Genomic DNA, 21,742 nt, shown 5'->3' on the forward strand with positions numbered 1-21,742 from the left:
ACCCACTCCCGCCGGGTGTGCACCGGCCGCCGGATCGCGCTGGACTAGGGTTCCGCCGTGCTGAGCAGACCTGTCGGGGCGCCGTCCGCGTCGCTGTCCCCGGTCCGCCTCCGGGACGTGCCCCGCGTCGCGGCGACCCTCGGCCGGGCGTTCGCCCCGGCGCGCAGCCGTGTGCTCGGGGTTGCGGCCTGGCCCGTCTGGGTCGTCCTCCTGGTCCTGCAGGGCGGCTGGGTCCACGACGGCGCGGACGTCGTCGCACGGGTCGTGCGCCGTGGCCCGTGGCTGCAGATCACGAGCGCGGCCCGCGCGGTGCTGCTCGCCGTCGTCGCGGGCGGCACCGTCGGGGTGTTCCTCGGCGCCCTGGGGGTCCTGGTCGAGCTGGGTGACCCGCTGTCCGCCCTGGTGGTGGCCGTGCTGACCTGGCCGGTGGCGGCGATCCTGGTGGTGACTGTCGAGACGGTCCGGGTCAACGTCCGGGTCCTGCGGGTGATCGCGTCGGCGTCACGCGGCGCGTCCGTCGCCGAGCGCCAGGACGACGTCCGCTCCTTCCGGTCGGCCGAGTGGCTGGTGTCCTCCGCGGCATCGCCCGACGCGGCGGGTGGCCTCGTGCTGGTGGCCGAGCACGTCCGGGACCTCGCGGCTCCGGGCGAGGCGGTGGCGGCGGTCGCGGCGTCGCCCGAGCTCGCGCGGCTGTACACCCGGTTCGGGTTGCGCCCGCTGCCGTCGCGCCCGCTGCTGCTGGTGGGCAGGGTCACGGCGGACGTCGCGGCGGACATCACGGCGGACTACGGCGCCACGCCGACCAGGGGCGTCAAGCCGTCTCATCATGTGGTCCCGCATCGTGAGATCGGGTAGGCAGGGGTTCGGACGGGGCTTACCGTCGAGTCCATGACGTCGCCCACGACCCGCGCCGCCGGGACCGCCCCCGCCCTGCGGGCGCCCCGCGGCCCGCGCCGCTCCCCCGCCGGTCCCGTGCCGGCGTCGGGCGCCTGGCGCGAGGGCGACCCCGTCGCCGACCGCCGGTTCGCGGACGTCGGCACGTTCGACCTGGAGAGCGGCGCCCGCCTCCCCGACGTCCGCGTCGCCTACGAGACGTACGGCGAGCTCGCGCCCGACGGTTCCAACGCCGTCCTCGTGCTGCACGCCCTCACCGGCGACGCGCACGTCCACGGCGCCGCAGGCCCCGGGCAGGCCACCGCCGGGTGGTGGGAGTCGATGATCGGCCCCGGCGCCCCGATCGACACCGACCGGTACTTCGTCGTCGCGCCCAACGTGCTCGGCGGCTGCCAGGGCACCACCGGCCCGGCCTCCACCGCCCCCGACGGGCGCCCCTGGGGCGGCCGGTTCCCCCGCGTGACCACGCGCGACCAGGTCACGGTCGAGATCGAGCTCGCCCGCCTGCTCGGCATCGAGAGCTGGGCTGCCGTCGTCGGCGCCTCGATGGGCGGCATGCGCGTGCTCGAGTGGGCGATCCTCGGGCCCGAGGCCGGCATCGAGGTGCGGTCCTTCGCCGCCATCGCCACCTGCGCGCAGTCGTCCGGCGACCAGATCGCCTGGGCCCACCCGCAGCTCGGCGCCATCCGCGCCGACCCCCGCTGGAACGGCGGCGACTACTATGACGCCGCCGACGGCGAGGGCCCGCACGCCGGGCTCGCCGTCGCCCGGCAGATCGCCCACACCACCTACCGCACCGCGTTCGAGCTCGACGAGCGGTTCGGCCGCCTCCCGCAGGGCGGCGAGGACCCGCTGGTCGACGGTCGCTACGCCGTGCAGTCCTACCTCGACCACCACGGCGACAAGCTCGCGCGCCGGTTCGACGCGAACTCCTACCTGCGCCTCACCGAGTCGATGATGACCCACGACATCGGCCGCGACCGCGGGGGCGTCGAGGCGGCGCTCGCCCAGGTGACCGCCCGCCCCCTCGTCGTGGCGGTCGACAGCGACCGGCTGTTCCCGCCCGCGCAGTCGGCCCGCATCGCGGCCGCGCTGGGCGGCGACGTCCCCGTGCGCACCATCGCCTCCGACTTCGGCCACGACGGCTTCCTCATCGAGCACGACCAGCTCGGCCCGCTGGTGCGCGACCTCCTCGGCGAGGTCGCGCGCGCCGACGTCGGGTAGCGGCCACCGCACCTCCGGCGGGTTCGAGGCCGCGCGGGTGTCGGCGGCTGCCCCTACCGTGGATGACGGCCGCCGACGGCGGCGGCCCGTCCCCAGGGAGGTCACCCATGGTCCGTCTCAACCCGTACCTCAGCTTCCAGGGCAAGGCCCGCGAGGCGCTGGAGTTCTACCGTTCCTTCCTCGGTGGCGAGGTCGAGATCAGCACGTACGGTTCGATGCCGGGCATGACCGACGACCCGGCCGAGCAGGACCTCGTCATGCACGGCCAGCTCGAGACGGACCACGGCCTGACCCTCATGGCCGCCGACAACCCCTCCTCCATGCCGTACGTCGCGCCGAGCAGCGGGGTGACGGTCGCCCTCACCGGCGGCCCCGACGACCTGGAGTACGTCCAGGCGGCGGTCACGGCGCTGTCCGACGGCGCGACGGACGTCATGCCGTTCGAGAAGGCGCCGTGGGGCGACCACTACGGCCAGCTCACCGACCGGTACGGCGTCTCCTGGATGTTCGACGTCGGACCCGCCTGACCGCGGCTCAGGCCAGCAGCAGGTCCGCCCGACGACGCTCGAGCAGCTGCAGGTCGAGGTCGACCTCGGCCCGCCGCTCCACCAGGCGGCGTCGCACGTGGTCGACCGCGCCGAGCGCCTCGGTGACGCGGTCCTGCGCGTCCTTGATGTGGCCCGCCACCGCCCAGTCGCTGAACACGTTGTCGAACCAGATGTCGAAGGTGCGGGACAGGCCCTCGACCCCGATCGGCCCGACGCCGCGCTCTCCCACGTCGCCGAGCTCGACCGCGAGGTGCGACAGCGCGGCGTCGGCCGTCCGCACGAGCTCCGCCGCCCGGTCCAGCCGGTCGTGCTTCGCCATGCTCGCGACCCAGTCACCACCGAGGAACGTGTCGTAGGTCGACCAGCCGGCCGCCCGGTCCAGCTCGCGCGCGGCCGCGGCCAGCGCCGACCCGGCGCGCACCGCCGCGGCGTCCGCCTCGTCGATCTCGACGATCTCCGCCTGCCGTCGCCCCGTGGTCGCCGCGACCTCCGAGAGCGCGGCCGCGACCTCGCCGCCGCCCGCGACGAGCCACGCCTCCCGCGCGGCGAACGCGGCCGCCCGGCGCGAGGCCACGTTCCCCAGCCCGGTCACGGCCTGCTCGGCGGCGGCCAGCTCGTCCTCCGCGGCCCGGCAGCGCGCCTCGGCCGTCGCGACCGCGTACTCGGCGGCCTGCTGCTGCGCCCGTTCCGCGTCCAGCCGTTCGGCGCGGTCGCCCCGCAGCGCCGCCCACACCCTCGTCGCGCTGAACGACTCCAGCCGTGCGACGTCCGCCGACTCGTCGGCCAGCCGACGACGCATCGCGGCGACGTCGTCGCGGGCGCGCACCACGACCGCCGCCGCCCGGCCCCGCCGGGCCAGGTAGTCCGCGAGGAGCGTCGCGTCCCGCTGCGCGGCCACCACCAGCGCGGACGTGCCGGTGTCCCCGGCGGCGCCGGTGGCGGGGGGTCCGTCGTGCACGTCGTCAGGCATGGGGCCAACCTAGCCGTCGCGACCCGGCCGGACCGCGGAAGTGGTCTAGCGTGGCCCCATGCTCGCCGCCACCGTCGCCCGCTTCGCTCCCGACTCCCCGCTCGACGGCCTGGAGGTGTCCGACCGGCCGGAGCCCGCTGCGCGGGAGCACTGGACGGTCGTGGACGTGCGCGCCGCCGGCCTCAACCACCACGACCTGTGGTCGCTGCGTGGCGTCGGGCTCGGCCCCGACCAGCTCCCCATGATCCTCGGCACGGACGCCGCGGGCGTCACCGCGGACGGCACGGAGGTGGTGGTGCACGGCGTCGTCGGCGCCGACGGGCACGGCGTGGGCCCGCGCGAGCGCCGCACGCTGCTGTCGGAGAAGTACCCCGGGACGCTCGCCGAGCGGGTCGCCGTGCCCACCGCGAACCTCCTGCCCAAGCCCGCGGAGCTGTCGTTCGCGGAGGCGGCGTGCCTGCCCACGGCGTGGCTCACGGCCTACCGCATGCTGTTCCGCGCCGCCGACCTGCGCCCCGGCGACCGTGTGCTCGTGCAGGGCGTCGGCGGAGGCGTCGCCACCGCCGCGATCGTGCTCGGCGCCGCCGCCGGGCTGGAGGTCGTCGCCACGTCCCGCGACGAGGCGAAGCGCACCCGCGCGCTGGACCTCGGCGCCGCGCACGCCGTCGCCCCCGGGGACCGGCTGCCCGCCCGCGTCGACGCCGTCGTCGAGTCCGTCGGGCAGGCCACCTGGGCGCACTCGGTGCGTTCCGTCCGCCCGGGCGGCACGATCGTCGTCTGCGGGGCGACCAGCGGCGACGCGCCGCCCGCCGAGCTCACCCGCGTCTTCTTCAACGAGATCCGCGTCCAGGGCGTCACCATGGGCACCCGGGAGGACCTCGCCGCGCTGCTGCGGTTCATGGCCCGCACCGAGGTGCGGCCCGTCATCGACTCCGAGGTCCCCCTCACCGACGTCCGCACGGGCCTCGCCCGGCTCGCCGCCGGCGAGCAGACCGGCAAGATCGTCGTCCTGCCCTGACCTCGGACGGCCGCGTCGGCCCGGTCCGCCGGGCCGACGACCGCCCGAGGAGCCGCGCCCGTCAGGCGAAGCGCGCCCGGTAGGCCTCCAGGAGGGACAGCCCCTCCGGCTCCAGCCGCCACACGTTCCAGCCGTCGTCCGTCGGCGCGCCGCTCGCGGCCGTCGCCGCCCGGTCGGGGTGCCGGAACACCGAGCCGTCGGGCAGCTCGATGACGCCGTCGGGGTGCAGCACCGCGTCGAACCGCTGACGGCGACGCGGCCGCTCCCAGACCAGCCGCGTGGGGTGGCCGAGCATGCTCGCCAGCGCGATGAGGTCCCCGTCCACCTCGTCGACCTCGGGTGCCGACGCGGCCGAGGCGTCGTAGAGGTCGCGGTCCGGCGGCGGGGTGTACGACGGCGCCTCCAGCGGGGGCACCTCGAGCCGCGGCAGGTCGTCCGACGCGCTCGTCCAGCGTTCCGGCGTCGACGGGGACCACGGGCGGTCCTCGACCGCCGACAGCGGCACCGACGTGTCCAGCGGGTCGGCGGCCCGCGACGCGGGCGGGTCCCAGGGCGCGGGCTCCGACCGTCGCGCCGGCGGCTCCCACGGTGCGGGCTCGGCGGCACGCGGGGCCGGCGGGTCCCACGGCGCGGGCTCGCTGCGCGGCACCGACCGGCGGAACGTCGGGGCGGCGGCACGCGCGAAGTCGTCGCCCAGCGTGGCCGTGTCGGCGCTGGCCGGGGACGTGGTGCGGCGGGCCAGCTCGGCGAGGTCGAGGTCCTCCGCGGACCCGGCGGACGCCGCGGTGAACGCGGCCAGCTCCGGTGTGACCTCCGGCGCGGGGGCCCCGGGCCGGAAGCGGTCGGCGCGGGACCGGCGGCGCGGGGGCTCCGGCCTGGCCGGCACCGGCGGGGGCGGCGGGACCGGGGTGAGCGCGGGCGCCGGCGGCGCGGGGGGCACCTCCGGCAGCGAGAGGCTGCGGGGTCCGGACTGCTCGCGACGGGCGGCCCGGCTGCGGGGCGCCGGCCGCTCGGCGGGACGCTCGGTGGGGCGCTCCGGCGCGGGGGCGGTCGCCCGGGACGCGGCGCGACGCTCGACGGCGGGGGCCGGCGTCTCCGCCGGACGGGCGGACGCCGGTCGCGCGACCGCGGGCTGCGCCGCCGTCCCGGACCCGGCCGCGGTCCGCGGAGCCTGCACGACCGGCTGGCGGCCCGTCAGCGCGAGCCCCACCTTGACGCCGTCGGCGAACGTGCCGTCGTCGGCGGCGCGCGACGACGCGGGGGCGGCACCGGAGAGCTGCGGCGACGTCGCACCCGAGGCCGGGTGGATCACCAGGGGCGAGACGTCGACGAACCGGCGCCCGTCCTGCGTGTGCATGACACCCATCTTCAGCACCTCGACCGGCATCGTCGGCTGCCGCAGGAAGTCGACGGCGTTGAGGATCTCCTCGCCCGCCTCCTGGCAGATGACGATGAGGCGGGCGCTGGACCGGCCCGGCTGGGAGCGGGTGATGGGCACCGAGTCGTAGAACGCGGCGATGTCGCGCTGGAACGCGTTGGGGCCGCCGTGGTATCGCGAGGCGAGCTCGCCGCGCGTGAGACGACCGGCCCAGCCGGCGTGGTCGAGGGCGCGCGTCAGGGCCGCGCGGTCGAGCTCGGCGACGAGCTCCACGACGACGGGCGAGCCGGTCGCGTCGAGCGCGAGCAGGTGCGGCTCGTCGGGACCCACGCCCTGCGCGACGGGGAAGATCTGCTCGCCGAGGAGGCCGTCGATGTGCGAGTCGACCACGCGGTGCGCGGTGGTCGCCAGGCCCGGTTCGGCACCCGCCTGCTGCCCGGACTGGACGAGGAGGGGCCGGTTGGCGTCGACCTCGAACAGTGGCATGGCGGTGGATCTCCCCGGGGAAAGCACACGGCCCGCATGGCCGCGATTCGACATAGCCTACGGCCGGGTTCCCGGTGATCTGCAACACCCCAGGTCCGTGGCCCGGGTCACGGACACGACGGGCGAGACACGCAGTCCGGACACGTCCGACGCGCCGGGCGCGTCACGCGTGTCCGGACTCCTCCTCGTCGGCCGCGAGGGCCTCCTCGACCCGCTGCACCTTGGCCTCCAGCTGGCCGGTGCGGCCCGGCCGGATGTCCGCCTTGAGGACGAGCGAGACGCGGTTCCCGCCGGCGACGACGGCCTCGGTGGCCCGCTGGATCACGGGCATCACCTCGTCCCACTCCCCCTCGATCTCCGTGAACATCGACGTGGTGCGGTTCGGCAGCCCCGACTCACGGACGATGCGCACGGCCTCGGCGACCTGCTGGGTGACGGACTCGCCCGCACCGAGCGGGGCGACGGAGAACGCGAAGACGGCCATGGGCCCATCCTGCCCCGTCGGACGGTCCCCGCACAGGCCGGGTCGTGCGCGCCCGCGCGGCTCCGGGAGGGCGCCGGCGACGCTTAGGCTCGTCGGGTGAGCATCTCGGTGACGGTCCTGGCCGGTGGCGTCGGCGGCGCCCGACTCGCGCACGGGTTCGCGCTCGCGCAGCCCGGCGCGGCCCCGACGTGCGTGGTGAACGTCGGGGACGACACGGTGCGGCACGGCCTGCACGTCTCCCCCGACCTCGACACGGTGATGTACACGCTGGCGGGCCTCAACGACGAGGAGCGCGGCTGGGGGCTGACCGGCGAGTCGTACGCGGTGCTGGACCGGCTCGCGCGGCTCGGCGAGGACACGTGGTTCACCCTCGGCGACAAGGACCTGGCGACGCACGTGGTGCGCACCGCCCGGCTGCGCGAGGGCGTGCCGCTGAGCGAGGTCACGGCGTCCCTGGCGGCGGCGCTCGGGGTGGCTGCCCGGCTGCTGCCCGTCACCGACGACCCGGTGCGCACGCTCGTGCGGACACCGTCGGGCACGCTCGCCTTCCAGGAGTACTTCGTGCGACGGCAGCACGCCGACGCGGTGCTCGGACTGACGTTCGACGGGGTGGACGCGGCCCGGCCCGCACCCGGGGTGCTCGACGCCGTGACGGGCACGGACCTGCTCGTCGTGGCGCCGTCGAACCCGTTCCTGTCGGTCGAACCGGTGCTGGCGACGCCGGGCGTCCGCGACGCCGTCCGGTCCACCCGGGCGCGACGCGTCGCCGTCAGCCCCATCGTGGGCGGGCGCGCGGTGAAGGGACCGGCCGCGCAGATCCTGGAGACGCTCGGCCACGACGTCTCCGCGCTCGGTGTCGCCCGCCTCTACGCCGGGCTGGTGGACGTCATGGTGATCGACGACGCCGACGCCGCGCTGGCCGGGCCGATCACGGACCTCGGGTTCGACGTCGTCGTGACGGACACGATCATGGGCGGCCCGGCGGGCCGCGAGCGCCTGGCCCGCGAGCTGCTCGGGCTCGCGTCGGCACCGTGACGGCGCAGGCGCCGGTGGTCGCCGTCGTGCCGGTGCGCGACGGGGTGAGCGGGAAGTCGCGGCTGGCGGCGGCGCTCGACCCGGGTGCCCGACGGCGCCTGGTCGTCGCGCTGGCCCGGCACGTCCTGGGGGTGCTGGACGGGTGCGCGGCGGTGGACCGGGTGGTCGTCGTGACGGCGGACCCGGGGTTCGTGGCGGAGGTGCTGGACCCGTCCGGGCACGGGACCGGCGGGCCGGGCCCGGACAAGCGGTCGGTGCCTCCGGCCCGGGTCGGAGGCACCGACGTGATCCGCGAGCCGGCCGGGCGACCGGGGCTGAACGTCGCCCTCGAGCACGCGCGGACGGCGGTGCGCGCCGTCGGGCCCGGTCGTCTCCTCGTGGTGCACGCCGACCTGCCGCTGCTCACCGGGGACGACGTGGCGGCCGTGCTGGCCGGGCCGGGCGACGTGGTGGTCGCCACCGACCGGCACGGCACGGGGACGAACCTGCTGGCCGTCCCGCTCGGGTCGTCCGGCGACGCGGCTCGCCCGTTCGGGTTCCGGTTCGGTGCCGGGTCCCGGGCCGCGCACGAGCAGGAGGCCGCGGCATCGGGTCTGACGTGCGCGGTGGTGGACCGGCCGGGGACGGCCCTGGACCTCGACACCCTGGCCGACTGGGACGACCTCCCGACCGGCGCCCGACGGTGGCTGCGCGACGTCGTCGGGCCCGGGCCCGCCTGAGCAGCCGGCGGTCGCGGGCCCCCGGGCCCGCACCCTTCCCGCCGGGTGGGGGTGCGGGCCCGACGGACTCGTCAGGCGGCGTCGAGCCGCTCGCGCACGTCCGCGGGGAGGTCGAGCTCGGCGGCGTCGAGCAGCTCGTCGAGCTGCGCGACCGAGCTCGGCCCGACGAGCGGGATCACCGGCCACGCGCCGCCCAGCAGCCAGGCGACGGCGACCTGCGACGGCGTGGCGCCGAGCTCGTGGGCGACCTGGCGGAGCTCGGCGATGCGGGCGCGGTTGCCCGCGCGGTCGGCGCCGCCGTAGAGCGGCTTGTCGTCGCGGGCGAACGCGCCCTGGTGCACGGGCGAGTAGGCCACGACGGACAGCCGGGGGCGGCCCTCGACGCCGGTGGAGGCGGCGTAGTCGAGGAGGTCGGCGTTCGCCCAGTCCTGGCGGGCGGGGACGGGCGGCGGGTAGATGTACGAGAAGTTCTCCTGGACGACGGAATAGCCGGGCACGCCCTGCCGCTCGGCCTCGGCGCGGGCCTCGACGACGCGCCACGTGGCGACGTTGGAGATGCCGGTGAGCCCGACGACGCCCTCGGCCTGGAGCTTGCCGAACGCGCCGACGGTCTCGGCGAGCGGGGTGTCGTGGTCGTCGACGTGCCCGTACAGCAGGTCGATCTTCTCGATGCCGAGGTGGCGCAGGCTCTCGTGCGCCTCCCGGGCGACGACGTCGGCGCCGAGGCCCTGGAAGTTCGTGGGCGGGGTGTTGGACAGCGGCTTGCTGCGGTCCTTCTGCGCGGCGCCGAGCTTGGTGGCGATGCGGACCTCGTCGCGGGCGCCGCGGGAGGCGAGCCAGCGGCCGAGCAGGTCCTCGCTGTCGCGGCCGTGCCCGCCGGCCCAGAGGCTGTAGTTGTTGGCGGTGTCGAGGAAGGTGCCGCCGGCGGCGAGGTAGCGGTCGAGGATCGCGAACGACGTCTCCTCGTCGACGAGGGTCCCGAGGTTCATCGTGCCGAGGGCGAGGGTGGAGACGTCGAAGGCGCGGTCGCCGTCGCCGAGGGTGGTGTAGCGCATCATGTGCTCCTGACGTGGGGGTTCGTGCGGCACCGATGACGCTACGGACGGATCGGTCCGGGTGTACGGTCCATTGGCATGGCACCGGACCAGACCGATTCGCGGGTCGACCTGGCGTGGGAGACCCTGCTCGACCTGGAGGCCGACGACGGACCGCTGGTCGAGCGGCTGGAGCACGCCCTCCGCGACGCGGTGTCCACCGGGCGGCTGCCCGCCGGGGCGGCGCTGCCCGCGAGCCGACGCCTCGCCGAGTCGCTGGGGGTCTCGCGGTGGGCGGTCACCGAGACGTACGGGCGGCTCGTGGCGGAGGGCGTGCTGGAGGCGCGCGTCGGGTCCGGCACGCGGGTGCCGTCGTCGGCCCGCCCGGTCGCTCCCCGTCGCCGTCCGGCCACGAGGTCGGCGGCGCGTCCGGGCGCGGTGCCCGGCGCGACGGCGCCGTCGGGCACCCTGCCGCCGACCGCACCCCGTCCCGGCCACGACCTGCGGCCCGGCGTCCCCGACCTGCGGCACGTCCCCCGCGACGCGTGGGTGCGCGCCACGCGGGAGGCGCTGGCCGCCGCGTCCAACGACGACCTCGCGGGCGCCCCGGCGGCCGGGCACCCCGCCGCCCGTACGACCGTGGCGGCGCACCTGCGCCGCGCGCGGCTGGTCGACGCGCCGGACACCGCCGTCGTGCTGACGCGTGGCGCGACCGATGCGACGGCCCGGCTCGCCGCGGCACTGCACGCGGCCGGGCACCGGCACCTGCTGGTGGAGGACCCGTCGTGGCCGGTGCTGCGGGACGTCGCGCGCCGCGCCGGGCTGGAACCCGTCCCGGTGCCGGTGGACGCCGGCGGGGTGGACGTCGACGCGCTCGTGGCGGCGTCGGCGCGGACCGGGGCGCGGGTCGCGCTGCTCACCCCGGCGCACCAGTTCCCCACGGGGGTGCCGCTGAGCGGCGAGCGGCGCGAGCAGGTGCTCGCCTGGGCGCGGTCGGTGGACGGCCTGGTGGTGGAGGACGACTACGACGCGGAGTTCCGCTACGACCGTCGCCCCGTGGCGGCGTTGCAGCGCCTCGACCCGGAGCGGGTGGTGCTGGTGGGCTCGGTGAGCAAGACCCTCAGCCCGGCCGTCGGGGTCGGGTGGGTGGTGCTGCCGGTGGCGTGGCGGGCGGCGTTCGCCGACGTCCCCGGCGGCGGACCGTCGGTGCTCGACCAGCTCACGTTCGCGCGCCTCGTCGCGGGCGGCGGCTACGACCGGCACCTGCGCGCGGCCCGCGGCCGGTACCGGCGCCGCCACGACGCCCTGGCCGCCGCGCTGGACGAGGTGCTGCCGCAGGTGCGGCTGACGGGCCTGGCGGCGGGCCTGCACGTGCTCGCCCACCTGCCGGCGAGCGCGCCGGACGCCGCGGAGGTGGTGCGGGCGGCGGCACGGCTCGACGTCGGGCTGGTCGACCTGCGGCGCTACCAGTGCCGTCCGGCGGCGACGTCGCGGGCGCTGGTGCTGGGCTACGGCAACCTGGCGGACGCCCGGCTGGCCGCGGCGGTCGCGCGGCTGGCGGCGTGCGCCGGCCCGGCGGGGGCCTGACGCCGCCGGCGTCCGCCCGTGCGCTGCCCGAGCAGGACGCCACCGAGCACGAGCGCGGCCCCGACGGCCTGCCGCGGACCGAAGGCCTCCCCCACGAGGAGGGTGCCGAGGACGACGCCGGTGACGGGGTTGAGCAGCCCGACGAGTCCGACGGTGCCGGCGGGCAGGCGGCGCAGGCCGCTGAACCAGGCGAGGAACGCGACCGCGGTCGCGACGACGGCGACGTACGCGAACCCGCCGATCGCGGCGCCGTCGACCGGGGGCGGGCCGCCCTCGACGACGAGCGCCACGGGCAGCAGGAGCAGTCCGCCGGCGGTGAGCTGCCAGGCGGTGACCGCGACCATGGGCTCCGCGGGGGCCCACCGCTTGGTGAGGACGAAGCCGACGGAGGACATGAGCATGGCGGCGACGGACGCGAGGACGCCGACGAGCGGGACGTCCGCGCCGCCGTCGGCGACGAGAACGACGACGCCCGCCATGCCGACGACGGCCCCGGCGGCTCCCCACCGGGTGGGTCGCTCGCCGAGCAGGGGCCAGGCGAGCAGGAGCAGCACGAGGGCGGAGGCCGCCATGACGGTCGAGGCGACGGACGACGGCAGCAGCGTCGCGGCGACGTAGACGAGGACGAAGAACGCCCCGACGTTGAGCGTGCCGAGCACGAGGGAGCGCCACCACCAGTCGCGACGCGGGAGGCGGCGGGCGACGGCGAGCAGCAGGAGCCCGGCGGGCAGGGCGCGGAGCGCGGCGCCCCACAGGGGCTGGTCGGGCGGCAGGAGCTGCCGGGTGACGACGTAGGTGGATCCCCAGGCGATCGGGGCGACCGCGGTGACGGCCACCCACTTCCAGTTCGCTTCCATGGAAGCGATAATCGCTTCCGCGGAAGTTATATTCCGGGGATGGACGAGCCCGACCACGTCGCCCGCATCCAGGACGCCTGGCGCCGCGAACGCCCCGACCTCGACGTCGCCCCGCAGGGCATCATCGGCCGCCTGCACCGCCTCGCCGCCCACCTCGACGACGAGCTCGCCGTCGTCTACGCCCGCCACGGCCTCGGGTTCGGCGAGTTCGACGTCCTGGCCACCCTGCGCCGCGCCGGCGCCCCCTACGAACGGGCGCCCGGCGAGATCGCGCAGCACACCATGGTCACCACCGGCGCCGTCACCAAGCGCCTCGACCGGCTCGTCGCGGCCGGGCTCGTCGAGCGCCGCCGGGCCGAGGACGACGGCCGGCGCCGCGTCGTCGCGCTCACGCCCGAGGGCCTGCGCGTCATCGACACCGCGTTCACCGAGCACATGGCCAACGAGCGCCGCCTCGTCGACCAGCTCTCCGGCGCCGACCAGGCCGCGCTGGCGGACATCCTGCGCCGCTGGCTCACCGCCTACGAGTGACGCGACCCGGCACCGGCCGCCCCCACCCCCCCGCTCACCACGAGCCGCGGTGCACAACCTCGTCCAGCGCCTTGCGCGGCCGCCGCGACGGCGAGCCCGCCGGCCCGCCCGGCGCCGGGTGCCCGACGGCGACCACGCCCGTCGGCTCCCACGCGGGCGGCACACCGAACTCCGCGGCGAACGCCGGCCGCTCACCGCGGCCGATGCCGAAGAAGCAGGCTCCCAGCCCCTCGTCGACGGCCGTCTGGAGCAGCAGCAGGGACGCCATCCCGGCGTCGACGTGCCAGTACGGCACCGGCCAGCGGGACTCCTCGGCGTCCGTCCACCCCTTGTCCGGCTCCGCGTACCGCCCCAGGTAGGCGGCCTTCGACGCGAGCACCACGATCAGCACGGGCGCGGTGCGCATCCCGTCCAGCCACGCCGACATGTCCCGCGGCGACGACGCCGGGGTGGTCGCCGCCCAGAACCGCTCCCGGTCCGCCGGGGTGTCCAGCACGAGGAACGACCAACCCTGCGTGAACCCGGCGCTCGGGGCACGCACCGCATGCCCCAGCATCCGGTCCACGACCTCCGGCGGCACCGGGTCCGGGCCGAACCGACGCACCATCCGCCGACGGCGGACCACCTCACGGAACTCCATGGGCACCAGCATGCCCGCCCCCGCACCGGCCGCGCACCGACCCGCGCCACGACGGCCCGCCCGAGGGTCGCTCAGAGGACGAGCTCGGGCTGGAGGCGCGTCACCGACCACACCCGCTGCCGCCGCGCGGCCACCGCCGTGGCGCTCAGCGCCACCACCAGCACCCCGGCGAGCACGCCCGCCGCACCCAGCGCCGTGGCCAGGCTCCCGCCGTACAGGAGCTGGCGCAGCCCCTCCACGGCGTACGACATCGGCAGCAGGTGGTGCAGCGCCCGCAACGGCTCCGGGATGGTCTGCCACGGGAACGTGCCGCCCGCCGTGACGAGCTGCACCAGCATGAGCACCAGGCCCAGGAACTGCCCCGCGGCCCCCAGCCACACGTTCAGCGCCTGCAGGACCGCCACGAACGTCACCGACACCAGCGCGAGGAACAGCCACGTCGCCAACCCGTACGCCGGCGCGATGTCCAGGGCGAACGTCGTCACGCCCAGCATCACCGTCACCTGCACCGCACCCACGACCGCCGGCACGACCCAGCCGCCCAGCGCCGCCGCCATCGGCGAGCGCCCCGCGGCCAGCGCCCGCGACGACAACGGCCGCACGAGCAGGAACAGCACGTACGCGCCGATCCACGTGGCCAGCGACAGGAAGAACGGCGCGAGGCCCGCACCGTACGTCCCCGCCGACGTCAGCGCCTGGTCCCGCACCTCGACCGGGTTGCCGAGCGTGTCCGCCGTCGCCGTGCGCGTGTCGTCGTCGACGTCCGGCACCTGCCCCAGCCCCTCGGCCAGCCCGTCGCGCAGCTCGCCCGTCCCGTCGGCGACGTCCCCCGCGCCGTCCGCGAGCCGGGTCGTGCCGTCCGCGAGGTCGCCCGCGCCGTCGGCCACCTGCGCGGTGCCGTCCGCGAGCCGCGCGACGCCGTCGAGCAGCGCCGGGGTGGACCCCGCGAGCTGCGCCGTGCCGTCCGCGAGCCGCCCCGCACCGTCCGCGGCCGACGCGATCCCGTCCGCCAGGTCCGGCGTCGCCGCGGCGAGGGTCGCCGCGCCGTCCGCCACCCGCTGCGCCCCGTCCGCCAGGGTGTCGAGCCGGTCGGACGCGTCCGACACCTGCCCGACGGCGTCCGCGACCTCCGCGCGCCGCTCGTCCAGCGCCGGGGTCACCCGGTCCGCGACGTCCGCCGCCACGGCGTCCGCCTGGTCCCGGGTCAGGGTGCCGTCGGCCACCAGCGCGTCCAGGCCGTCGACGAGCGCCGCGTCCACGTCGTCGCGCGCGCCGTCCAGCGCGGGCAGGACCTGCTGCGCCGCGTCAGCCGCCTGCCTCCCGGTGGCCGCCACCTCGGCGTCGCCGTCGGCGACCTGCTGCGCGCCGTCCGCCAGCTCGCGGGTCCTCGCCGGCAGGGACGCCGTCGCGTCCTCGAGGGTGCCCAGCCCGTCGTCGAGCTGCTGCGCGCCGTCGTCCAGCCGGGTCACCGCGTCGCCGAGCGGCGCCACCTGGGCGTCCAGCGTCGCCGCACCGTCCGCCACCCGCCCCGCACCGTCCGCCAGGGTGTGCGCCCCGTCGTCGGCCTCCCGCGCGCCGTCCGCCAGCTCCTGCGCACCGTCGAGCAGCCGGTCCGCGCCGTCCACCGCGTCCGCCAGGTTCGTGTGGATCGACGCGAAGCCCCGCAGGAACTCGTCCGCCGCCTCCGTGCCCACCTCCTGCGCCACCGCGTCCCGCACCCGCCCGACGATCGTGTCCGCGATCGTGCCCGCCAGATAGTTGTTCGCGTCGTTCGTGATCAGCGTCAACGACGCCTGCCGCGGCTCGAACTCCCCCGACGACACCAGGTCCGCCGAGAACGTGCGCCCGATGACGAGCGCCGCGTCGAACCGACCCGACCGCACGCCCGCCTCCGCGTCCCGCTGGGACGTCTCCACCCAGCCGAACCCGCCGTCGTCCAGCAGGTCCGCGGCGACGTCCTCGCCGAACGTCCGCTCCGTCTCGGCGCCCGTCACCGAGTCCGTCGTGGTCGTGCCCTCGTCCAGCACCACCAGCGCCGCCGGCACCTCGTCGAGGTGGCCGTACGGGTCGTGGTTCGCGAACAGGTACAGGCCCGCGTACAGCGTCGGGATCAACGCCATCGCGAGGACCGCCAGCTTCGGCATCGTGCCCGCCATCAGCCGGCGTGCCTCCGACGCCGCCAGGCGCAGCGGCGTGAGCAGCGCGCTCATCGGGTCCCCTCCGGACGTGACGTCAGACGCTCGTCGGACGGCACGTCGTCGGAGGGCACGTCGTCGAGCCGCAGGTCGTCCGGCGGCTCGGTCGGGTCGTCGGCATCGAGGTCGATGTCAGTCTCGACGTCGGGGTCGGTCTCGACGTCGGTCTCGGCGTCCGAGTCGTGCTCGACCCCGACCTCGGCGTCGCCGTCGCCGTCGGCGTCGGCGTCCGGCGCGGTTGCGAGGGCCGCAGGCTCGGCCGGCGCGACGGCGCGGGCGACGACGCGCGGCGGCTCGTGGAGGGAGTCGCCGACGGCGGGCGGCAGGTCGACGCCGAGGTCGCGCGCGGAGGACCGGGTGCACTCGACGAGGACGCCGAGGCCGTCGGCGGCGAGGCCGCGGGCGAGGTCCCACCAGTCGGCGGGGTCGCCGCCGTGCCGGTCGGGCAGGGTGAGGACGACGAACCGGACGGCGGGGTCGGCGGTGGCGAGGCCCGCGAGGACGGCGGTGCGGACGGGGGCGGGGAGCTGGTCGACGCGGCGGCCACGCTCGCCGGACAGGGCACGCTCGTCGAGGAACTGCCGCACGTCGCGGGGGCGGGAGCGGCGCCCGGCGAGGGCGAGCCCCTCGGCGACGACGTCGGCGAGGGTGAGGGCGTCGTCGGGCTCGTTGACGCCGGGGACGTCGACGACGGCGCTGGCGGCGCGCAGGGCCGCGGGACGGGCCTCGACGCCGTCGACGAGGACGCGGCCCGACGACGGGGCGAGCCGGCCGGTGGCCACCAGCGCGAGCGCGGTGTGGCCGTGCCCGGGCTCGGCGGCGACGAGCACGGCCTCCCGGGTGGACCAGCCGAGGTCCATGGTGGCGAGCATGGGCTCGCGGCGTCCGTCGACCGTCACGCGGTCCAGCACGACCTGCATCAAGACTCCCCTTGTTGACTCCCGATCAACAACGCTACGCCTGTTGTTGACCAGCGGTCAACAGGCGCGGTAGAACTGGACCATGACCTCGCACACGCGGCAGGACCCCGCCGAACGGCACCGGCAGCTCCTCGCCGTCGCGTGCGCGCAGGCCGAGGCCCACGGCCTCGACACCCTCACCCCCGCCCTCGTCGCCGAGGCCGCCGGGGCGTCCAAGGCCCTCGTCTTCCACTACTTCGGGTCCACCGCCAAGCTGCGGCGCGCCGTCGCCCTCGACGCCGTGGCCCACCTCGACGCCGCGCTCGAACCCGACGACCTCCCGCTCGCCGAACGCCCCGCCCGCGCCATGACCGGCTTCGTCGACTCCGTCACCGCCCACCGGCACGTCTGGGAGGGCATCTGGCGCGGCACCCTCGCCGACGACCCTGCCACCGCCGACGCCCTCCAGGCCGTCCGACGCCGCCTGCTCGCCCGGCTCGTCGCCACCGCCGACACCCTCGGCTTCACCCCGAACGACCGCCTCCGGCTCCTCGCCGACGGCTGGATCGCCCTCGTCGAGAACCTCACCGCCGCCTGGCTCGCCGGCAGCGACATCGGCCGCGACGAGCTCGAACGCCTGCTGCTGTCCAGTCTCGTCGTGCTCGTCCCCGAGCTGCCCGAACCCGCCCGCAGCGCCGTCGTCGAGCTCACCCGCCGGACCGCCACGCGGCCCTGAGCCCGACCGCCCCCGGCTGCCGGCCGGGCGCGCGGACCGGGGAGCCCGGCGTCAGAGCCGCTCGGCCAGGACCTCCACCAGCGCCTTGCCCTCGACGCCCTCCAGCTGGAGCGCCTGCGTACGGCACGAGAACCCGTCCGCGATGTACGCCTCGTCCTCGCCCCGCGCCCGCAGCGCCGGCAGCAGCGCGTTCTCCGCCACCGCCACCGACGTCTCGTAGTGGCCCTTCTGCATGCCGAAGTTCCCCGCGAGACCGCAGCAGCCCGCCAGCTCGGTCACCGTCGCGCCCGCACCCGCGAGCAGCGCACGGTCCGCCTGGAAGCCCATCACCGAGTGCTGGTGGCAGTGCGGCTGCACCACCGCGGTCACGTCGCTGAGGTCCGGCACCGTCCAGCCCGAACCCTTCGCCGGAGCCGTCGCCGGATCCGTCAGGAGCTCCGCCAGGGTGCGCGTCGCGCGGCCCACCGCGGCCGCGCGCGGGTCGTCGGGGAACAGGTCCTGCAGGTCCGAGCGCAGCACCGCCGTGCACGACGGCTCCAGCCCGAGGATCGGGATGCCGTTCACCGCGTACGGGCCCAGCACCGACAGCAGGTCGCCCAGCCGGCGGCGTGCGCCGTCGAGCTGCCCGGTGGAGATCCACGTCAGGCCGCAGCAGGCCTGCCGGTCCGGGACGATCACGTCGTAGCCCGCGGCGTCGAGCACCTTGAGCGCCGCCTTCGGCACCGACGGCGCGAGGGAGTCGCTGAACGAGTCGGTCCACAGCACGACCTTCGGCCGTCCCGTGCCCGGCGGCGTCCCCGGCTCCTGCCGGTGCGCCATCCCCGGCACGCCCTGCGTCGCGTAACCCAGGCCCCACCAGCGACGGAACGGCATCTCCGCGAACTGCGGCATCTGGCGGCGCGTGTCCATGCCGCCCGCCCACAGCACCGCCCGGCGCACCCAGTCCACCGACAGCACCCGGTTCAGCGTGCGCGGCGCCAGGCCGGCCAGCCGCGCCCACCGGGGCAGCCAGCCGAGCGCGTAGTGGTCCATCGGGCGCAGCTTCCCGCGGTACGTGCGGTGCAGCACCTCCGACTTGTACTGCGCCATGTCCACCCCGGCGGGGCAGTCCGACGAGCACGCCTTGCAGCTCAGGCACAGGTCGAGCGAGTCCCGCACCTCCGGCGCCGCGAGACCGCCCACGAGTGTCCCGTTCACCGCCTCCTGGAGCACGCGCGCCCGCCCGCGGGTCACGTCCTTCTCGTCCTTCGTCGCCTGGTACGACGGGCACATGAACCCGCCCGCGGCATGGTTGTCCGCGCGGCACTTGCCGACGCCGACGCACCGGTGCACCGCCGTCGTCAGGTCGTGGTGGTCGTGCGCGAAGCTGAACCCCGCGTAGCCCGCCTTCTTCGCGACACCGCGCAGCGTGCCCGACCCGACCAGGCCCCGCTCCCCCACCGGCAGGCGCGACGACACCGCGTGCGCCGCCGGACGCCGCAGGTCCGCGTCCACCGCCGCCGGGCGCACCAGGACCCCCGGGTTGAGGACGTCGTCCGGGTCGAACAGCGCCTTGACCTGACCCATCAGCGCGATCGCCTCCGGCGAGTACATCACCGGCAGCAGCTCGGACCGCGCCCGGCCGTCGCCGTGCTCGCCCGACAGCGAGCCGCCGTACCGGCCCACCAGCTCCGCCGCGTCCGTCATGAACGTGCGCAGCACCGACCCCGACGTCTCCATCGGGATGTCGATGCGCAGGTGCACGCAGCCGTCCCCGAAGTGCCCGTACGGCAGGCCGTCCACGCCGTACCGCGCCATCAGCGCGTCCAGGTCGCGCAGGTAGTCGCCCAGCCTCTCCGGCGGGACCGCGGAGTCCTCCCAGCCCGGCCACGCCTGCTCGCCCGACGGCGTCCGGCCCGCCAGGCCCGCGCCGTCCGCGCGGATCTGCCACATCTTCGTCGCCTCGGGGCCCGCCGGGTAGATGGCCGCGCCCAGCGCCGACGACGCGCCCACGATCATCTCCGCGACCTCGCGCGCCTCGCCCGGCGACGTCCCGCCGACCTCGATCATCAGCCAGCCCGCCCCCTCGGGCAGGTCCGGCACCGAGTCCGCGCCCTTCGCCCGGCGCACCACGTCCACCAGGCGGGCGTCCAGGCCCTCGATCGCCAACGGGTCGTGGCGCAGCAGCACCGGCACGTCGTCCGCGGCCGACGGCATGTCCGCGTACCCCAGCACGACCAGCGTCGGCGCCTTCGGCACCGGCACCAGCTCCAGCGTCGCCCCCAGCAGCGTCACCAGCGTGCCCTCGGTGCCCACCAGCATCTTCGCGAGGTCCGACCCGTTCTCCGGCAGCAGGTGCTCCAACGAGTACCCCGACACCTGCCGGCCGAACCGGCCGAACTCCGTGCGGATCAGCGCCAGGTTCGCCCGCACCAGCTCCGCCAGCCCCGGTACCGCCGCGAACGACGCGTCCCCCCTGCCCGCCGTGAACCGGCGGCCCCGGCCGTCCACCACGTCGAGGGCCACCACGTTGTCCGCCGTGCGGCCGTACGCCACCGCGTGCGGGCCGCACGCGTTGTTGCCGATCATGCCGCCCAGCGTCGCCCGGTTCTGCGTCGACGGGTCCGGCCCGAACCGCAGCCCGTGCGGCGCCGCGACCCGCTGCAACGACGACATCACCACCCCCGGGTCCACCACGGCCGTCCGCGCCTCGGCGTCCACCCCGTGCACCGTGTGCAGGTGCTTCGAGAAGTCCAGCACCGCACCCGGCCCGATCGAGTTGCCCGCCACCGACGTGCCCGCCCCGCGCGCCGTCACCGGCACCCTCAGCTCCCGCAGCACGTCCAGGGCCGCCACGACGTCGTCCGGCGACGTCGGGTACACCACGACCTCCGGCACCACCCGGTAGTTCGACGCGTCCGTCGAGTACTCCGCCCGGCGGCGCGTCGTCGTGTCCACCGCCCCGGCGACCACCGTGCGCAGCGCCGTCGCGACCGCCTCACGGGCGTCGGCCGCCGCCCGGCGCGCCTCGCGCTCCGCCTCCTGCTGCGCCGCGAGCGCCGCCGCCTGCACGTCCTGCGGGCTCGGCGTGGCGTCGGGGGTCGTGGCGGGTCCGTCCGGGTTCGTCGACTGGGCAGGCACGGGCCGATTCTGCCACCGCCCGCCGTCGGGGCACCCCCACCGTCCGCCATCGGGACGAGTTCCCAGGTCGCGGCCCCGACGCGCCCGCCGCCGTGCGGGCTCCCCGTGCGGCCCGCCGGACGCGCCGATAGCGTCGCCCCATGCGCGTCGTCGTCGTGGGAGCCACCGGGAACGTCGGGACCTCGATCCTGAGAGCGCTCGTCGACGAACCCGCCGTCACGTCGATCGTCGGCGTCGCCCGCCGCGTGCCGCGCGCCGACGGCACCAGCACCGTCACCCCGCCGTTCGACGCCCCCGAGTGGGTGCGCGCCGACCTCGCCGACCCCGACACCCGCGACGCCCGCCTCGACGAGGCCCTCGCCGGCGCCGACGCCGTCATCCACCTCGTGTGGGCCATCCAGCCCGCCCGCAAGCCCGACGTGCTGCACGACCTCAACGTCGGCGGCGCCCGCGCCGTCACCGACGCCGTCGTCCGCAACCGCGTCCCGCACCTGATCTTCATGTCCGCGTCCGGCGTCTACTCCCCCGGCCCCGCCGACGGGCACGCCATCGACGAGTCGTGGCCCACCGACGGCGTCCCCGGCTCCCCCTACGCCCGCGACAAGGCCGAGGTCGAGGCCCACCTCGACGACGTCGAGCAGCGGGAGCCCTGGCTCACCGTCACCCGGATGCGCCCCGCCATCATGCTGCAGCGTGAGGCCGGCGCCGAGATCGGCCGGTACTTCCTCGGCCCCGTCGGCCGCATCGGTCTGAAGGTCGCCGCCGGACCCCTCGGCCACGCCGTCGGGGGCCTCCTGCGCGGCTGGAACGGCGAGCCCGAACCCGCCGAGCAGCCCCGCTTCCCCCTCGTGCCGTTCCCCGAGGGCGTCCGCCTCCAGGTGCTGCACCCCGACGACACCGCCCGCGCCGTGCGCACCGCCGTCGTCGGCCGCCACGGCGGCGCGTTCAACCTCGCACCCGACGGTGCCCTCACCGGCCAGGACCTCGCCGACCTGCTCGCCGACGGCCGGCGCGTCCCGGTCCCGCTGTCGCTCGCCCGCACGGGCCTCAAGGTCGCGTCCGCGGTCCGCCTCGTGCCCATCGACCCCGGCTGGCTGGAGATGGCCGCCGCCGACGTCGTCATGGACTCCACCCGCGCCCGCACCGTCCTGCGCTGGTCCCCGACCCGCCCCCAGACCGACGTGCTGAACGAGGTCCTCGACGGCGTCCTCGACGGCACCACCGGCGACACCCCGCCGCTGTCCACGAAGGGCAGGTAGCCGAGTCAGCGCAGGGCCACGCGAGTCAGCGCAGGGCCACGCGAGTCAGCGCAGGGTCGTCCGGTGTCGGGACGAGGCGCGCACGGTCGCGTTCACGGGCCCCAGGGGGCCCTCCACTTCGGGTCTGA

19 protein-coding genes are annotated in these 21,742 nt (G+C 76.6%); 10 read left to right on the forward strand and 9 right to left on the reverse strand.

The window, feature by feature from the left end; translation table 11 throughout:
- Positions 1-57 precede the first annotated feature (57 nt).
- From ATJ88_RS15610 to ATJ88_RS15620, 3 genes are all read left to right on the forward strand, one after another.
- Complete coding sequence (locus ATJ88_RS15610; RefSeq protein ID WP_098464618.1) at positions 58-855, forward strand: hypothetical protein; 798 nt, start codon at positions 58-60, stop codon at positions 853-855.
- A gap of 33 nt (positions 856-888) precedes the next feature.
- Complete coding sequence (gene metX / locus ATJ88_RS15615; RefSeq protein WP_098464619.1) at positions 889-2,118, forward strand: homoserine O-acetyltransferase MetX; 1,230 nt, start codon at positions 889-891, stop codon at positions 2,116-2,118.
- A 107-nt stretch (positions 2,119-2,225) separates the two neighbouring features.
- The gene (locus ATJ88_RS15620; protein ID WP_098464620.1) at positions 2,226-2,645 is read left to right on the forward strand and encodes a VOC family protein; all 420 of its coding nucleotides are present in this window, start codon (positions 2,226-2,228) and stop codon (positions 2,643-2,645) included.
- A 7-nt stretch (positions 2,646-2,652) separates the two neighbouring features.
- Here the strand turns inward: ATJ88_RS15620 and ATJ88_RS15625 are convergent, their stop codons facing one another.
- The gene (locus ATJ88_RS15625; protein ID WP_098464621.1) at positions 2,653-3,636 is read right to left on the reverse strand and encodes a hypothetical protein; all 984 of its coding nucleotides are present in this window, start codon (positions 3,634-3,636) and stop codon (positions 2,653-2,655) included.
- 58 nt (positions 3,637-3,694) lie between these two features.
- Between ATJ88_RS15625 and ATJ88_RS15630 the strand changes: the two genes are divergently transcribed.
- Positions 3,695-4,654, forward strand: coding sequence for a zinc-binding dehydrogenase (locus ATJ88_RS15630; protein ID WP_098464622.1), 960 nt, complete (start codon positions 3,695-3,697; stop codon positions 4,652-4,654).
- 61 nt (positions 4,655-4,715) lie between these two features.
- Here the strand turns inward: ATJ88_RS15630 and ATJ88_RS15635 are convergent, their stop codons facing one another.
- Together ATJ88_RS15635 and ATJ88_RS15640 are read right to left on the reverse strand one after the other, a co-directional pair.
- Positions 4,716-6,518 carry a restriction system modified-DNA reader domain-containing protein gene (locus ATJ88_RS15635; RefSeq protein ID WP_098464623.1) on the reverse strand — a complete coding sequence of 601 codons (1,803 nt, stop codon included), beginning with the start codon at positions 6,516-6,518 and terminating at the stop codon, positions 4,716-4,718.
- Between the two features lie 163 nt (positions 6,519-6,681).
- Positions 6,682-7,002 (reverse strand): MTH1187 family thiamine-binding protein, encoded by a 321-nt coding sequence (locus ATJ88_RS15640; protein WP_098464624.1) that lies wholly within the window; start codon positions 7,000-7,002, stop codon positions 6,682-6,684.
- Between the two features lie 96 nt (positions 7,003-7,098).
- Between ATJ88_RS15640 and cofD the strand changes: the two genes are divergently transcribed.
- Both cofD and cofC read left to right on the forward strand, forming a co-directional pair.
- Positions 7,099-8,037: a 2-phospho-L-lactate transferase gene (cofD, locus tag ATJ88_RS15645; protein WP_245852481.1), complete on the forward strand. Its 939-nt coding sequence runs from the start codon at positions 7,099-7,101 to the stop codon at positions 8,035-8,037.
- A complete protein-coding gene (gene cofC, locus ATJ88_RS15650) occupies positions 8,034-8,756 on the forward strand; it encodes a 2-phospho-L-lactate guanylyltransferase (RefSeq protein WP_245852483.1) in 723 nt (240 codons plus the stop codon). The genes cofD and cofC overlap by 4 nt, the downstream gene beginning before the upstream one ends.
- 71 nt (positions 8,757-8,827) lie before the next feature.
- Here cofC and ATJ88_RS15655 read toward each other — a convergent pair whose 3' ends face one another.
- The gene (locus ATJ88_RS15655) at positions 8,828-9,811 is read right to left on the reverse strand and encodes an aldo/keto reductase (protein WP_098465413.1); all 984 of its coding nucleotides are present in this window, start codon (positions 9,809-9,811) and stop codon (positions 8,828-8,830) included.
- 78 nt (positions 9,812-9,889) lie between these two features.
- On the opposite strand from ATJ88_RS15655, the gene pdxR reads away from it, so the two are divergent.
- Complete coding sequence (gene pdxR, locus ATJ88_RS15660) at positions 9,890-11,377, forward strand: MocR-like pyridoxine biosynthesis transcription factor PdxR (RefSeq protein WP_098464625.1); 1,488 nt, start codon at positions 9,890-9,892, stop codon at positions 11,375-11,377.
- Here the strand turns inward: pdxR and ATJ88_RS15665 are convergent.
- Entirely contained in the window at positions 11,299-12,234 is a 936-nt protein-coding gene (locus ATJ88_RS15665; protein ID WP_098464626.1) for a DMT family transporter, read from the reverse strand. The genes pdxR and ATJ88_RS15665 overlap by 79 nt on opposite strands.
- Before the next feature lie 39 nt (positions 12,235-12,273).
- Here ATJ88_RS15665 and ATJ88_RS15670 point away from each other — a divergent pair, with 39 nt between their 5' ends.
- Complete coding sequence (locus tag ATJ88_RS15670) at positions 12,274-12,765, forward strand: MarR family winged helix-turn-helix transcriptional regulator (protein WP_098464627.1); 492 nt, start codon at positions 12,274-12,276, stop codon at positions 12,763-12,765.
- Between the two features lie 34 nt (positions 12,766-12,799).
- Here ATJ88_RS15670 and ATJ88_RS15675 read toward each other — a convergent pair whose 3' ends face one another.
- The 3 genes from ATJ88_RS15675 to ATJ88_RS15685 all read right to left on the reverse strand — a co-directional run bounded on the left by ATJ88_RS15675 (position 12,800) and on the right by ATJ88_RS15685 (position 16,520).
- A complete protein-coding gene (locus ATJ88_RS15675; RefSeq protein ID WP_098464628.1) occupies positions 12,800-13,405 on the reverse strand; it encodes a nitroreductase family protein in 606 nt (201 codons plus the stop codon).
- 71 nt (positions 13,406-13,476) lie between these two features.
- A complete protein-coding gene (locus ATJ88_RS19055) occupies positions 13,477-15,615 on the reverse strand; it encodes a YhgE/Pip domain-containing protein (protein WP_098464629.1) in 2,139 nt (712 codons plus the stop codon).
- Complete coding sequence (locus ATJ88_RS15685; protein WP_211287528.1) at positions 15,612-16,520, reverse strand: ATP-binding cassette domain-containing protein; 909 nt, start codon at positions 16,518-16,520, stop codon at positions 15,612-15,614. The genes ATJ88_RS19055 and ATJ88_RS15685 overlap by 4 nt, the downstream gene beginning before the upstream one ends.
- Before the next feature lie 82 nt (positions 16,521-16,602).
- Here ATJ88_RS15685 and ATJ88_RS15690 point away from each other — a divergent pair, with 82 nt between their 5' ends.
- Positions 16,603-17,235 carry a TetR/AcrR family transcriptional regulator gene (locus tag ATJ88_RS15690; protein ID WP_098464630.1) on the forward strand — a complete coding sequence of 211 codons (633 nt, stop codon included), beginning with the start codon at positions 16,603-16,605 and terminating at the stop codon, positions 17,233-17,235.
- A gap of 51 nt (positions 17,236-17,286) precedes the next feature.
- On the opposite strand, the gene ATJ88_RS15695 is transcribed toward ATJ88_RS15690, so the two are convergent.
- Positions 17,287-20,286, reverse strand: a complete 3,000-nt coding sequence (locus tag ATJ88_RS15695) for an FAD-binding and (Fe-S)-binding domain-containing protein (protein WP_098465414.1) — start codon at positions 20,284-20,286, stop codon at positions 17,287-17,289.
- A 209-nt stretch (positions 20,287-20,495) separates the two neighbouring features.
- Between ATJ88_RS15695 and ATJ88_RS15700 the strand changes: the two genes are divergently transcribed.
- On the forward strand, positions 20,496-21,614 hold the full coding sequence (locus ATJ88_RS15700; RefSeq protein WP_098464631.1) for an NAD-dependent epimerase/dehydratase family protein: 1,119 nt from the start codon (positions 20,496-20,498) through the stop codon (positions 21,612-21,614).
- Positions 21,615-21,742 lie beyond the last annotated feature (128 nt).

Origin of the sequence: Isoptericola jiangsuensis, assembly GCF_002563715.1 — a bacterium.
GTDB lineage: Bacteria > Actinomycetota > Actinomycetes > Actinomycetales > Cellulomonadaceae > Isoptericola > Isoptericola jiangsuensis.